11 protein-coding genes and 1 pseudogene are annotated in these 13,772 nt (G+C 72.3%); 4 read left to right on the forward strand and 8 right to left on the reverse strand.

The window, feature by feature from the left end; translation table 11 throughout:
* Positions 1-47: 47 nt before the first annotated feature.
* A complete protein-coding gene (locus ABGB10_RS15760) occupies positions 48-1,658 on the forward strand; it encodes a PP2C family protein-serine/threonine phosphatase (protein ID WP_347661579.1) in 1,611 nt (536 codons plus the stop codon).
* Positions 1,659-1,734: 76 nt separating this feature from the next.
* Here ABGB10_RS15760 and ABGB10_RS15765 read toward each other — a convergent pair whose 3' ends face one another.
* Positions 1,735-2,388, reverse strand: a complete 654-nt coding sequence (locus tag ABGB10_RS15765; protein ID WP_347661580.1) for a MarR family transcriptional regulator — start codon at positions 2,386-2,388, stop codon at positions 1,735-1,737.
* 57 nt (positions 2,389-2,445) lie between these two features.
* Here ABGB10_RS15765 and ABGB10_RS15770 point away from each other — a divergent pair, with 57 nt between their 5' ends.
* Positions 2,446-3,576, forward strand: a complete 1,131-nt coding sequence (locus tag ABGB10_RS15770; RefSeq protein WP_347661581.1) for a PP2C family protein-serine/threonine phosphatase — start codon at positions 2,446-2,448, stop codon at positions 3,574-3,576.
* Between the two features lie 9 nt (positions 3,577-3,585).
* Here the strand turns inward: ABGB10_RS15770 and ABGB10_RS15775 are convergent, their stop codons facing one another.
* The 7 genes from ABGB10_RS15775 to ABGB10_RS15805 all read right to left on the reverse strand — a co-directional run bounded on the left by ABGB10_RS15775 (position 3,586) and on the right by ABGB10_RS15805 (position 12,225).
* Complete coding sequence (locus ABGB10_RS15775) at positions 3,586-5,067, reverse strand: sugar transferase (protein WP_347661582.1); 1,482 nt, start codon at positions 5,065-5,067, stop codon at positions 3,586-3,588.
* Between the two features lie 209 nt (positions 5,068-5,276).
* Positions 5,277-7,034 carry a substrate-binding domain-containing protein gene (locus tag ABGB10_RS15780; protein WP_347661583.1) on the reverse strand — a complete coding sequence of 586 codons (1,758 nt, stop codon included), beginning with the start codon at positions 7,032-7,034 and terminating at the stop codon, positions 5,277-5,279.
* Between the two features lie 157 nt (positions 7,035-7,191).
* Positions 7,192-8,229, reverse strand: a complete 1,038-nt coding sequence (locus ABGB10_RS15785; RefSeq protein ID WP_347661584.1) for a lactonase family protein — start codon at positions 8,227-8,229, stop codon at positions 7,192-7,194.
* An 89-nt stretch (positions 8,230-8,318) separates the two neighbouring features.
* Complete coding sequence (locus ABGB10_RS15790) at positions 8,319-8,921, reverse strand: ATP/GTP-binding protein (protein ID WP_347661585.1); 603 nt, start codon at positions 8,919-8,921, stop codon at positions 8,319-8,321.
* Entirely contained in the window at positions 8,902-9,291 is a 390-nt protein-coding gene (locus ABGB10_RS15795; protein ID WP_347661586.1) for a DUF742 domain-containing protein, read from the reverse strand. Before ABGB10_RS15795 ends, ABGB10_RS15790 begins: the two co-directional genes overlap by 20 nt.
* The gene (locus tag ABGB10_RS15800; RefSeq protein WP_347661587.1) at positions 9,281-9,703 is read right to left on the reverse strand and encodes a roadblock/LC7 domain-containing protein; all 423 of its coding nucleotides are present in this window, start codon (positions 9,701-9,703) and stop codon (positions 9,281-9,283) included. Before ABGB10_RS15800 ends, ABGB10_RS15795 begins: the two co-directional genes overlap by 11 nt.
* The gene (locus tag ABGB10_RS15805) at positions 9,703-12,225 is read right to left on the reverse strand and encodes a nitrate- and nitrite sensing domain-containing protein (protein WP_347661588.1); all 2,523 of its coding nucleotides are present in this window, start codon (positions 12,223-12,225) and stop codon (positions 9,703-9,705) included. Before ABGB10_RS15805 ends, ABGB10_RS15800 begins: the two co-directional genes overlap by 1 nt.
* A gap of 420 nt (positions 12,226-12,645) precedes the next feature.
* On the opposite strand from ABGB10_RS15805, the gene ABGB10_RS15810 reads away from it, so the two are divergent.
* Positions 12,646-13,239 carry a hypothetical protein gene (locus ABGB10_RS15810; RefSeq protein WP_347661589.1) on the forward strand — a complete coding sequence of 198 codons (594 nt, stop codon included), beginning with the start codon at positions 12,646-12,648 and terminating at the stop codon, positions 13,237-13,239.
* 305 nt (positions 13,240-13,544) lie between these two features.
* Positions 13,545-13,733 (forward strand): annotated as a pseudogene (locus tag ABGB10_RS15815) (hypothetical protein); the annotation flags it as partial.
* Positions 13,734-13,772: the final 39 nt, after the last annotated feature.

Genomic DNA, 13,772 nt, shown 5'->3' on the forward strand with positions numbered 1-13,772 from the left:
AGAAGCAGCATGCGCAGGAGTCGTCAGTCGCGAGCCGGCGTCCGGCAGTGACCACGACCCGGCAACCCCGCGACACTCCGCTGCCCGCCGACGCACCGTTGGCCCGCGAGCTGCTCGACGGGCTCGCCGAGGCCGTCCTGACGACGGACGAGACCGGCCGGGTCACCATGCTCAACGCCATGGCGGCGGAGCTGCTCCCGGAGATCACCGTCGGCACCGAGCTGTCCCGATGCCCGGTGGCGGCCCTGGCCCAGGCGGTCGCCGCCGACGCCGACCGCTTCGACGCCGACCACCACGGTCGACGACTGCGCGGTGCCCGGCGGCAGCTCGCCGGTCCCCGTTTCGCGTGGTACGTCCGCGACGTCACCGAAGAGCACGACCGCGCCGACGCGCTACGTGCCGAACGGTCCCGCACCGCGTTCCTCGCCGAGGCGGGCAGCCGGCTCGGCATGTCCCTGCACCGGGACCAGGTGCTCCTGGCCACCACCACACTCGCCGTGCCGTACCTGGCCGACGTCGCCGTGGCACTGCCCCGACCGACCACCTCGACCGAGCCGCACGCCCGTTGGTTCCGGCACTCCGACGGCGAGCCCGCCCCGGTCAGCGGGCTGGCCCCGGCGACGCTGACCCGCACCGTGCCCGTGCTGGCCGAGGCGCTGGCCGGCGACCTCGCCGAACCGGTCCCCTGGCGGAGCGCCGAGCTCACCGACCTGGCCACCACGCTGCCGCCCGGTTTCGACTCCCCGGGCGCGGTGCTGGTCTGCCCGATGCCTGGCGCCGACGGGTCGGCCGGTGCTCTGCTGCTCGTCCGACGCGCCGGGCGGCCTGACTTCGGCGAGCGCGAGATCGAGCTTGCCCGGGAGTTCGCCGCCCGGGCGGGCGCCGCGCTGGCGACCGCAGACCTCCACGGCGAGCAGGCCCACCTGGCGCGGGTGCTACAGACCAGCCTGCTCCCGCCCGAGCTACCCACCGTGCCCGGCGTGACGCTGGCCGGCGGCTACCGGGCCGCCGGGGACACCCTGCGCATCGGTGGCGACTTCTACGAGGTGTTCCCGCACCCGCGCGGTGCCCTGTTCGCGCTCGGCGACGTGTGCGGCCGGGGCGTGAGCGCGGCCGTACTGACCGGCCGGGTCCGCCAGTCCCTGCAGACGCTGCGGCTCGTCGAGCAACGCCCGCTGGAGCTGATCCATCTACTCAACCGGGCGTTGTTCGACGCCCCGGACGCGGCACGACGCAGCCAGTTCACCACCCTGCTGCTCGGCTCCCTGGACCGAGGCCCCGCCGGAGTGGACATCCGGATCGCCGGCGGGGGTCACCCGGCGCCCCTGCTGGTCACCAGCGACGGCACGGCCACCCCGGTGCCGGTGGGCGGCACCGCGGTCGGGGCGCTGACGGCCGCACGATTCGCCGAAACCCGGGTGCACCTCGACCCCGGCGACCTGCTGCTCGCGTACACCGATGGGGTCACCGAGGCGCGCGGCCCGCGCGACGCGGAAATGTTCGGTGAGGCCCGGCTGCGTGCCGTGGTCGCGTCGGCGGCCGGGCAGCCGCCCGCGGCGCTGATCCACCGGGTGCTCGAGACCGTCGACGACTGGCTGGACGGACAGGCCCACGACGACATCGCGATGCTGGCCTTCCGCGCGTCGGTGCCGGCGTGATCGACAGTTCCGGCCTGGGTGCCGGCGTCGCTGGTGGCGGCGAGGGGCCGGCGCACCCCACCCCCGAACTGCCCGATCAGGCGGTCCTCGCCACCGGCCCGCCGTTCGGCCACTCCCGGATGGTGCCAGCCGACCCTTCCGGGGCACCCGAGGGGTCGTCCCATCGCACGCGGGTCTGCCGACTCCGGTCGGCGGGCCCAGCCGGCCCACCCGGCCCGTCCGGGTCGCCCGGCCAGTCCTCCTGCTCCACCGCCTCGCCCACCGGCGTGGTGTCCGCCTGCTGCTGGCGAGCGACCTCGTCGAACTCCTGCATCCCGCGCAGCAGCGCGTCGCGGCCCTCCGGACCCATCCCGGCCAGTACGGCGGCGAGCTGCGCCTGCCGGTCGGCGCGCAGCTCAGCGAGGAGCCGGCGGGCCTCCGGAGTGAGGTGCAGCGAGATCTCCCGCCGGTCGAAACGGCCCGGCTCACGTTCCAGCATGCCGGCGGCGACCAGCCGGTCGCAGAGGCGGCTGGCAGAGCTGAGCAGCATGTCGAGCTGGGTGGCGAGCCGACGCAGGTTGATCCCGTCGGCCTGCTCCACCACCATTACCGCCCGTAGCTGCGCACCGGAGACGCGGTTGGCGGTCCCCTCGCGGGCGGATTCCCAGATGCCCAGCAGGGAAGCGGCCACCGTGTCCAGCGCGGCAGCCATACTCGTCTCGGGGTCCGTCGGACCGTTCAGTTCGGCCATGGTGGCCCGAGAGTACTCCGAACCCACTGGTGGTCGAGCTTTAGCGAGGGAGCCAGCATGAGCGAACCGGTCAATCAGGCACGACAGGCCCTGAATGAGACACCGGCCGACCGGATCGTCGGTGGTGTCGGGGACGTGCTGGCCCGGTCGTACGGAATCACCGACGTCGAGCTGTACCAGGTCGACTACCGTCTCGCCGAGCTTCTCCCGCTCACCGAGGGTGACCCGATCACGACCCCGGGGCACCCTGCCTGGCGCGCGTTCGACCACCAGTCACCGATCCTCTCCGACGGCAGCGCCTGGATCCCGGTCACGATGCGGGGAGAGCGCCGGGGCGTCCTGTTCCTGTCGCCCGTCCCGGACGACCCGGACGTCGTCACCGCGGTGGTCGACATCGCCACCGCGCTCGCTCACGAACTGGCGGCGGTCTCCGCCGGCACCGACGTCTACCGGTCGGCACGGCGCGCACAGCGCCTCACCCTGGCCGCCGAGATGCAGTGGGACCTGCTCCCCGGCCGCAGCCGGATCCGGCCGTCGTTCAGCCTGGCCGGGCAGTTGGAACCGGCGTACACGGTACGCGGAGACAGCTTCGACTGGTCCGACGACGGGCAGCAGCTCTGGCTGTCCACCGTCAACGGCAGCGGTGAGGGCGTCGCCGCGTCCCTGCTCACCTCGTTGGCCACCCACGCGCTGCGCAACGCGCGCCGCGCCGGGCTGAGCCTGGCCGACCAGGCCGCCCTCGCCGACCAGGCACTCTACGACCTGTACCGGGGCGAGCAGCACCTCTCCGCGTTGCTGATGCAGTTGGATCTACGCTCCGGCATGATGACAGTGGTCGACGCGGGTTCACCGCGGCTGGTCATCCTGCGCGCCGGGAAGGTCATCGAGCAGCCTCTGGAGGCGCAGTTCCCGCTCGGCATGTTCGAGGCGACCGACTACCACGAGCAGAAGTTCCCACTGGAACGCGGCGACCGGATCTTCGTCGTCGGCGACGGGGTGCTGGAGGCCACCGGGCAGCACACCCGCTACGGCGAGACGGCACTCGACCGGTTCCTGCGCCGGACGGGGTCGATGGAGCCACTGGACGCCGTCCGGTCGCTGATCGGTGACCTGCGCGCGTTCGTGGCGGGTGACCTGGTCGACGACGCGGTGGTCGTCTGCCTGGACTGGACCGGCCCGCAACCGTGACCGGTGCGGTCAGTACGCCCCGCGGCCGTTCAGGACGGCACCGAAGGTCTTCCAGAGGATGGTGAGGTCGGCGGCGAGCGACCAGTTCTCCACGTAGTAGAGATCGAGCCGGATGCCGTCCTCCCAGCTCAGGTCGGAGCGGCCACTGACCTGCCAGAGGCCGGTCATGCCGGGCTTGACCAACAGCCGTCGGGCCACGTCGCCGTCGTAGCGGGCCACCTCCGAGGGCAGCGGCGGGCGGGGCCCGACCAGGCTCATCTGACCCAACAGGACGTTGACCAGTTGCGGCAGCTCGTCCAGCGACCACTTGCGCAGCAACCGGCCGACGCGGGTGACCCGAGGGTCCTGGCGCATCTTGAACATCAACCCGTCGGTCTCGTTGCGGGCGGTCAACTCGGCGAGCATGGCGTCGGCGTCGACCACCATGGTGCGGAACTTGAACACGCCGAACTCCTGCCCGCCCCGGCCGACGCGGACCTGTCGGAACAGCACCGGACCCCGGCTGTCCAGTTTGATGGCCAGGGCGACGAACGCGATCAGCGGCAGCAGCAGCGCCAACGCCAACGACGAGGCGGACCGGTCCACAAGGCCCTTCACCAGCTTGCGCGCGCCGCGGAACTCGGGGGCCTCGACGTGGATCAGCGGCAGCCCGGCAACCGGGCGGGTGTGGATTCGCGGGCCGGCGACGTCGGTCAGCGCGGGTGCCACGACCAGGTCGACGCCGGTCCCCTCCAACTGCCAGCCGAGGCGACGCAGCCGGGTCGCGGTCAGCTCCCCGGACGCGGTCACCGCGACCGTGTCCGCGCCGATCGCGGTGGCGGCCTCCGGAATGCCCCGGAACGACCCCACCACCGGCACGTCACCCAGCCGTTGCGCCACCGGTGCGAGCAACGCGTCCGGAATGCACGCGCCCACCACCTGATAGCCGGCGTACGGTTCGCGGCGCAGCGTGTGGACCAACTCCAACACGTGGGCGGTGTCGCCGACCACGAGCACCTTTCGGGACCAGCCGGCGCCCACCGAGCGGGCCCGGTGCAGACGCTTGCGGGCGGCGAACCGCGCCACCTCCAGCCCGACGGTGCCCACCGCGAAGGAGATGCCGAGGAAGCCCCGGGAGACGCCGACGTCGGCGATGTAGCCGATGATGGCGATCGCACCGGCCAGCCGCAGGCTGGCGGAGCTGACCCGCCGGTACTCGTCCGCCCCGTAGCCGATCACCCGGTCGTCGTAGCAGCCGAGCGCCTTGAGCGAGATCAGCCAGGCCAGCACCAACCCGGGGGCGACCAGCACGTACGGGACCTCCGAGCCGGTCGGCTCGTCGTCACCGAAGCGGGTGACGTACCCGATGAGCAGCGCGATGATGAGGATGGTGGTGTCCAGGACCACCAGAACCCGGACGTAGGACCGTTCGTCGGCCCGGGCCACCAGCCCGGCAGGACGGCCGTCCGACTCCGCCGACGTGGCGGGGGTCAACAGTGTCGCCGCACTCACCGGCCCTCCCACTCTGTTCAGGATGGCCCCGGCTGACAGTTCGGACCGGAGGCGGACCGACCATGCCGGAACAGTCGTCATCCTGCCTTGACAACTATGACTGCCGATTGCTTCCGACGTATTGCCGTCACTTTTCCTCAGCCCGGCGGCCAAAGGGCCTGCCACACCGATCGACGGTACGGCAGGCCCTTTGGCGTCTGAGTGTCGGATCAGCGCGGTGCTGGTGGACGCCGTGCGATGGCGCTGAGGAAGATGCTGCCGATCTCGCTCGGGTCCTTGGTGACGAAGACGTCGCCACCGGTCACCTTCGTGATCGACTCCAGCTCGGCCTTGCTGACGCCCTCGCCGATACCGATCATGATGACCTGGACCGGCCGCTCCGGGTCGGCGGCCTGCTTGAGCTTGGCGAGCAACTGCTGCTGGTTGAGGCCGTCGTCGTCCTCGTTCTTGCCGTCGGTGAACAGCACGATCGAGTTGACCCGGCCGGGCTGCCAGTCCTCCTGCACGGCCTGGTACGCGGCGAGCATGGTGTCGTAGAGGCCGGTGTCGCCGCTGGACGGCTTGACTGTGGCGAGCGCCCCCTCCAGCTGGGCCCGCTGCGCGGAGAGCGGCCCGATGGGGACCAACTGTCGATAGTCCCGGTTGCCGACCAGCTTCGTGGAGAAGGTCCACAGGCCGATCGACCAGGAGTCGTCGAAGAGGCCGAGGCCGCGGCGGGCCGCGTCCACGGTGACCTCCTCCCGGCTCCGGTTGTTGGCGGAGGGCACCGGGTCCTTCATCGAGCCGGAGACGTCGATGACGGCCAGCATCCGACCGGACTGGGTGGCGATCGACCAGCTGGAGACAACCCGCTGGATCGCCGCCGGGTCGAGGCCACCCGCGGCGGTGCCACCGTTGGCCGGTGCGGTCGGCGCGCCGCCCGACGGGCTGGGGGCACCCTGCGGCGCCTTGAAGCCCTCACCCCAGTTGCCGTCCGGCGCGCGCAGCGACTGCGCTGCCAGCCGGTTCCGGAAGGTGGGGCTGGTGAGCAGCTCGAACAGCACCCGGGCCGCGGACGCCTTGCTCGGCTCGATGCCGGGCAGCACCGCGTACGGGTAGTCCAGCGGCATCGGCGCCGGCTCCATGTAGAGCGCGGCGAGCGGCACCGGCGGCTTCTTGCTGTTGTAGGCGATCACGTCCTCTTCGGACAGGGCCGCCGCGCCGAGACCACTGGCGATGGACGTCGCGTCGTTGGCGGTCGGGAAACGAGCCAGCAGGTCGTTGCGCAGCGACGAGCGCCCGGTGGCCAGTGCCCGAAGCGCGCCGACGGTGTTGCGCTGGGCGTCCCCGCCGGCGGCGTTGGCCGCTGCGGTCAACGAGAGCAGGCCGGACAGACCCGCCGCGTCGCGGGTCGGCTCGACGATCCCGGTCCGCAGGGGCGCGCTGGAGTTGTTGACCTGCTTGAGCAGATCGGTCCAGTTGAACTTCTTGTCCGGCCAGCCCAGCCGGGTGGCGATCGGCTCAGGCATCGCGACGACGATGGGGCTGCGCGCGATGGACGCGCCGTTGGTCGGAGCGAACGCCGTCGCGTCCTTCTTCAACCGCAGCAGCCAGGTCGAGGAGTCGGGCACCCACACGTCAGGGCTGACGGCGGTGCCGCTGGCCTGCCCCACACCAGCCAGGACGGCTCCGTGCTTCGCCGCCACCACGGCGGCCACGTCGACCGGGTCGGACGCCGAGACGTCGACCCGAATGCAGGTGGGGCCCACCGCGGCGCCGTCCTTGACCCACTGGGAGGCGGCGGCGTCCACCGCGGGCGCCAGCTCGGAGGCGACCGCCACGGCGAGCCGGATCTCCCCGGAGCAACTCGGTTTGATCAACTCCCGATAGCCGAACCACGCGCCCGTCGTGACGACGAGCACCCCCGCCGTTGCGGCGGCGGCTGCTAGGTGGAGTTTCGAACGCATGCGATGGCGGCCTGCTGACACGGTGACCATCTTGCGTACAAGGTGCCCTCTCTGCCACATCCGTTCGGACTAAAGTTACGGAGGAGAAACAGTTGACCACCTTTTAGCAACACAGAGTGACGCAGCCGCCCCGTGGCGTTGCCAAATCGGCGCTGTCCTCACATCTCGGCTCGGTCGCTCAGGGCAGCACACAGGTCGGGCTCGACACCGGCACCGGCTCGCCGACCGCCTCCGGGACGCCGGTGTCGGCGTCGCGCCGGAAGACCCGCACCATGTCCGCCCGCTCGTCGGCGACGTAGAGGTGTTCCCCGATCAGCGCGAAGTGTCGGGGCCACTCACCACCGGTGTCCACCTCGGCCACCAACTCGGGCAGGTCCCCCGCGAGGGTGAAGACGGCCACCGTCCCCACCCCGCGGTTGCCGACATAGAGGAACCGCCCGTCCGGGGAGACCGCGATCTCCGACGGCTGGACATGGCCGGACCGCCCGCTCGCCTCGACCCGACCGTGCTGGTGCAACGCAGCGCCGTCGGTCAGCTCGTACGCGGTGACCGAGGCGTCCAGCTCACCGACGAGGTAACAGCGCCGTCCGTCCGGGTGCCGGGCCAGGTGCCGGGGCCCGGTGCCCGGCGTCGTGCGGACCCGCGGCGCGCGGGGCACCAGCCGTCCGCTCGCGCCGTCCAGGTCGTAGCGGTAGACCGAGTCGGTGCCGAGGTCGACCGCGAAGATCGGCCCCCGACCGGAACCCGGGGAGACCATGTGGGCGTGCGCGTGGTCCTGACGGTCCGGGTCGGGGCCGTGGCCCTCGTGCACCACCAGGTCGGTGCGCTCGCCGGGCACGCCCTGCGCGTCCAGCGGGAAGACCGCGATGCTGCCGCTGCCGTAGTTGGCCGCCAGCAGATGGCCGCCGTCGGGCATCACCGCCAGGTGGCACGGCTCGGCACCCCCGGTGGACCGGCTGCCGAGCGGAGCCAGCTCGCCCTCCGACCCGACCCGCCAGGCGCTGATCTCGCCGTCCGTCAACTCGTTGACCGCGTAGAGCACCGGCTGGCTGGGGTGCCGCGCCAGGAACGAGGGGGACGCGGTGACCGCCGCCGTGCCGAGCGGAGTCAGCGCCCCGGTCGCCGGATCGCGGCGCGCCGCGACGATGCCGCTGCCCCGCCCACCACTCTCGGCGGTGTAACCCCCGATGTGGACAACCTCATCCTGACCACTCACGTCCGACTCCTCCGCTGGCGTCCTCCGTTGATCCAACCAGAGGCTGCCCGCGTTGCCCGGCCGTTAACCGGCTTTCCGGCGCCGGGTTCTCAGGCCGTCGGCACCGGCTCCCCGCGCTGCCGGGCCACATGCTCGACCAGTGAGATCAACACCATTTTCCCGGACTGCCGGTCCCGGGCGTCGCAGAGCACCATCGGCACGTCCGGGTCCAGGTCGAGGGCTCGGCGTACGGTCTCCAGGTTGAACCGGCGCGAGTCGTCGAAGCAGTTCACGCCCACCACGAATGGGATGCCCCGCTGCTCGAAGTAGTCGATGGAGGGGAAGCAGTCCGCCAGCCGACGGGTGTCGGCGAGCACCACCGCGCCGAGGGCGCCGAAGGCCAACTCGTCCCAGAGGAACCAGAACCGGTCCTGACCCGGGGTGCCGAACAGGTAGACCTGCAGGTCGTCGTTGATGGTGATCCGGCCGAAGTCCATCGCCACCGTGGTGGTCGACTTGCCCTCCACCCCGGAGATGTCGTCGGTGCCGATCCCGGCGCCGGTCAACACCTCCTCGGTCTGCAACGGACGGACCTCGCTCAGGGCGCTCACCAACGTCGTCTTGCCAGCCCCGAAGCCTCCCGCGATGAGGATCTTCAGTGCCAGCGGGATGGTGGTGCTGGTGCCCACCTGGTCATAGCGCACGGAGTCCACTGACCACCGCCTTGAGAATGTCGTCGTCGGGAAGGATGCCGGCGGCCGGCGGCTCGTGCACCGCGACCAGGCCCTCGGCCAGGAGATCACCGAGCAGTACCCGGACCACACCGACCGCGAGGTCCAGCTCGGCTGCCAGTTCGGCCACCGACACGGGCCGGCGGGACAACGCGACCAGCCGTCGATGCTCCGGGAGCAGGTGCGGATGGCTCGCCGCGTCGACGTCCGATCCGGCCAGCACGAACGCGACCAGGTTGAAACCGTCGACGGCGGAGCGTACCCGCCCTCCGGTGAGGGTGTACGGGCGCACTACCGGGCCGGCGTCACCGTCCAGCCACTCGTGCTGTGGTCCGGGCGGTTCAGTCCGCATCACCGGCTCCCGCCGACGATCGGACCGGCGCGGAGAGGCTCTCCCCCACTCGGATGACCAGCATCGCCATCTCGTACGCGACCAGCCCGATGTCCGCGTCGGCGTCGCTCACCACCGCCAGGCAGGCACCCTGCCCGGCGGCGGTGACGAAGAGGTACGCCGACTCCATCTCCACCACGGTCTGTCGGACCGGACCGCCGTCCACGTGTCGGCTGGCGCCCCGAGCCAGGCTGGAGAAGCCGGCGGCGAGCGCACAGAGGTGCTCGGCGTCGGAACGCTCCAACTCGGCCGAACAGCCGAGCAGCAGGCCGTCGGCGGATAGCACCACCGCCTCCCGGGCGGCCGGAACCCGTTGCACCAGCTCGTCGAGCAACCAGTCGAGGCCGGCGCTCTGCTTCGTCGAATGCCGCACTAGGCGTCCCTCTCAGTCGCGGTCGGGTGTTCGGGGGTGTCCGGGTCAGTGGGAGCAGCCGGGATCGCCGGACCGATTGGCGTCGCCGCCGCCGGTTCTGCCTGCGGTGCCGCCGCTGACGTTCCTGCCGGCGGGGACGCTGGTGCCGTCCGCGCCGTTCCTGCCGCCGGAGACGCCGCTGCCGCCGGAGTTATCACGGTGGCGCGTCCGCGCGCGGTGCCGGCCTGGAGCGCGGCCATCACGCGGCGGACCTCCTCCGGGGATCGGGGTGACGGGGTGTCGGTGACGGCCGACCGGGGTTGCGCGGTGGGAGTACGGCGTCGCACCCGGCGCGGCAGGCCGTCCAGCTCGTCGTCGACCGCCTCGGTGGGGGCCGTCAACCCGGCGTCGCCGTTCCCGTTCGCGGGCGACGTGTCCGAGGTCGACACTCCGGCCCTCGACGCGGGCAGAGCCGCGACAGCGGCCGACCCAGACGAAGCCGCGACAGCGGCCGACTCAGACGAAGCCGCGACAGCGGACAGGGCCGCCGGCGGGCGGGTGCGGGCGCGGGGCACGGTGTCCCGCCGCGCCGGGCGAGCCAGCCGTCGGCGGGCGTCGGCCGAGGCGGCATCCAGCGTGGCAGGGTCCGGGCCGGCGGGGGGTTCGGTGGTGACGAGGTCGGTGGGGACCAGCACCACAGCGGTCACCCCACCGCCGCCGGAGGGCCGCAACCGCACCCGCACGTTGTGCCGGGCCGCGAGCCGGGCCACCACGAACAGGCCGAGTCGTGCGCTCTGCGCCGGGTCGAACTCGGGCGAGCTGGCCAGCCGGGTGTTGGCGGTCTCCAGCGCCGCGACGGACATGCCCAGCCCCTGGTCGGTGATCTCCAGGGCGTAACCGTTGGCCACCTGTTCCCCGACGACTGCGACGCGGGTGTCCGGCGGGGAGAAGGCGGTGGCGTTCTCGACCAACTCGGCGAGCAGGTGGATGATGTCGCCGACCGCCCGGCCCAGCACTCCGGCCGGCTGCACGGCGGCGATGTCCACCCGGTCGTACGCCTCGACCTCGGAGATCGCGCCGCGGATCAGGTCGACCATCGCGACGGGGTTCCGCCAACCGCGGCCGGGCGCGGAGCCGGCGAGGATGACCAGGTCCTCGGCGTGCCGACGGAGCCGGGTCGCCAGGTGGTCGACCTGGAACAGCTGGGCCAACTCGTCCGGGTCCTCTGCCCGGCGCTCCATCCGGTCCAGCAGGTGCAGTTGGCGATGTACCAGGCTCTGGCTGCGTCGGGCGATGTTGAGGAAGACCTCGTTGAGCCCGCGACGCAGGGTGACCTCGTCCACCGCGGCTTGGACGGCGGTGCGCTGCACCTCGGTGAAGGCGCGCCCGACCTCGCCGATCTCGTCGTGGCCGTACTCCAGAGGCGGCGCCTCCCGGGCGACGTCGACCTGCTCACCCCGACGCAGCCGGGTCACCACGTCCGGCAGACGGTGCTCGGCCAGGTCGAGCGCGGCGGTGCGGACGCCGCTGAGCCGCCGGACCAGTGTGCGACCGACCCGCAACGCCACCAGCACCGAGACCACCACGGCGACGAGCCCGAGCACCCCGGCGGCGGCCAGCCGGGCCAGGATGCCGACCGCCATCGGCACCGACCGGTCGGCGAGATTGTCGGCCTCGTCCAGCTCGAAGTCGCGGAGCTGCTGCTGGACGGCGTCGTGGCCGGTCTGCCAGGCCGCCGCGTCCAGGGGTGGTCGACCCGAGCTGTTGGCCCCGATCAACGCGTCCTGCATGGCGCGCACGCTGGTGAAGTCCGGACCTTCGCTCAGCCGCTGGTACGCGGTGCGCCCCGCCTCGGGCAGGTCGGCCACGGCGTTGTCGGTGAGCCACCGCTGGTTGCCGATCATCTGCACGAGCTGGGCGTGCTCACCCGCGGCGAACCGGCCGGCGGTCAGCACACCGGCCAGCATGGCGTCGGTCTGGCCGAGCAGCTCTCGGGATCGACCCAACGCGGTGAGCGCCAGAGCCTGCCGGTTGATGGCGGGATCGGTCAGGTTCGCCATCGCGGAGAACGCCTGGAAGGCCGCGGTGACCATCCCGCTGTAGAGACCGATCACCCCGGGGCGGTCCATCATGCGGTCGTCGATGAAGTCCCGACCGGTCGGCAGCGCCGACAGGGCGGTGACCAGCCGATCGACCCGGTCCTCCAGCAGGTCGTCGGCGGCGTCGCGCAACGCCTCCCCGTCGACCCGGCGGCGCAGCTCGGCGATCGCCCGATCGGTGCGCTGACGCTGCTCGGTCAGCGCCGGCAGTTCGGTGGTCCCGGCGAGCTGCACCACCGAGAGCCGGCGTTCGCGTTGCAGCTCGGTGACCACGGCCTCGCCGGGACGACCCAGGTCGTACAGCAGCGTGCGCGCGGAGAGCAGGTTCAGCGCGGGACCGAAGGTCAGTGTCGTAGCGAAGATCCACAGGGCCAGCAGCGCGGTCACCGGCGCGACGACCAGTGCGGTCAGCTTCGAGCGGATCGGCCAGTCGCGGGTTCTCATCAGACCTCGCCCGTGCAGGGGTGGCAGGAGGGGCGCCGGCACCGCCGGGCAACGCGCCGGCCGGGTGCGTGCCCGGCGTCGACGCCGGGCACCGGCGCGGGCGCCTTGGGCAGGATACGTAATCGAGGGCCGTTGCACTACCGCCCGTCGCGCCAACATCGACTCTCCGAAATACGGCCCAGCGGGCACCGGCGAACGCCCCGCTGCGGACCGGCGGGGCGTCGGCATGCCGCGGGTCAGGGTCGGCTTGTCGGCCGGTCGGTGCGTCACCCCGCCAAAGCGCTTTTTCTGGAACGAGTCAAGTTCCAGCGGCGCGGCGAGCTGCGTCAGGGCGAGCTGCGTCCCTCGTCAGGAAAGTGTCCCGGATCGGGATTGGCGATCAGTGTGCGGAGGGAATACCAGATGACGAAGGAGGAGCCCATGTCGCCCACTCAGGTAATCGTCATCGTGCTCGTCGTGCTGGTGGTCGTGGCGGCGCTGGCCGTGGCCGCCCGGTCGCTCAGCCGCCGTCGCGCGCTGCGCTCCCGGTTCGGGCCGGAGTACGACCGGGTGGTGGCCGAGCAGGACAGCCGGTCCGCCGCGGAGCGCGAGCTGCGCGATCGGGAACGCCGGCACGCCGAACTCTCGCTCACCCCGCTCAGCCCGGAGTCCCGGGCCCACTACAGCGCCGCCTGGGAGGAACTCCAGGTCCGCTTCATCGACTCGCCCGGCGAGACGGTGGGCGACGCCGACGAACTGGTCACCCGCCTCATCGAGGAACAGGGCTACCCGACCGGGGACTTCTCCGACCAGATCGCCCACCTCTCCGTCGAGCATGCCCGCACGCTGACCAACTACCGGGACGCGCACGACATCCACCTGCGCAACACCCGGGGCGAGGCGAGCACCGAGGAGCTCCGGCAGGCAGTCGTGCACTACCGGGCACTCTTCGCGGACCTGCTCGGCGAGGAGCCGCTCGGTCACCGTACGCCCGAACAGCGCCACCACCCGGACCACGACGCCACGAGCCGCTGAGGAGGCCACCGATGCGCCAGGAAGAGCAGCAGGTGAGCAACGACCACCCGGAGGCGGTTCGCTCCGCCCCTGTGCCGGTACCCCCGGCCGGCGACCGGGCCGGCCGCTCCGACGTCCCGGAGGACGCCCTCGACGAGCGGGGCACCTTCGACGACCAGAGCACCGACCGCGACCACAGCACCGACCGCGAGCGGACGAACGGCACCGAACGGGATACCGCGTACGACCTGGCCGACGACGGCGAGCGGGGCGACGACCCGGACCCGCGCCACCGGCGCGACGACCGGTCCACCGACGAGGGCGGTTTCCACGAGCCGGGGCCGCTGCCGACGACGTTCGGCGCCACCACGGTGGCCGACGCGGTGGCCGCGTCCGCGCTGGCCAGCCCGCGCCCGCAGGACCAGCCGGATCCTCGGGCGGAGCGGACGGCCCAGCCGGGTGACGGCGCCGAGGACGGCGAGCGGGAGGGTCTGCGCGCCGACCCGACCGCCGAGCTGCACCGCCGCGACGCCGATGTCGACGACGCGCGGCGC

The organism is Micromonospora sp. B9E7, assembly GCF_039871815.1.
In the GTDB taxonomy this organism is placed as follows: domain Bacteria; phylum Actinomycetota; class Actinomycetes; order Mycobacteriales; family Micromonosporaceae; genus Micromonospora.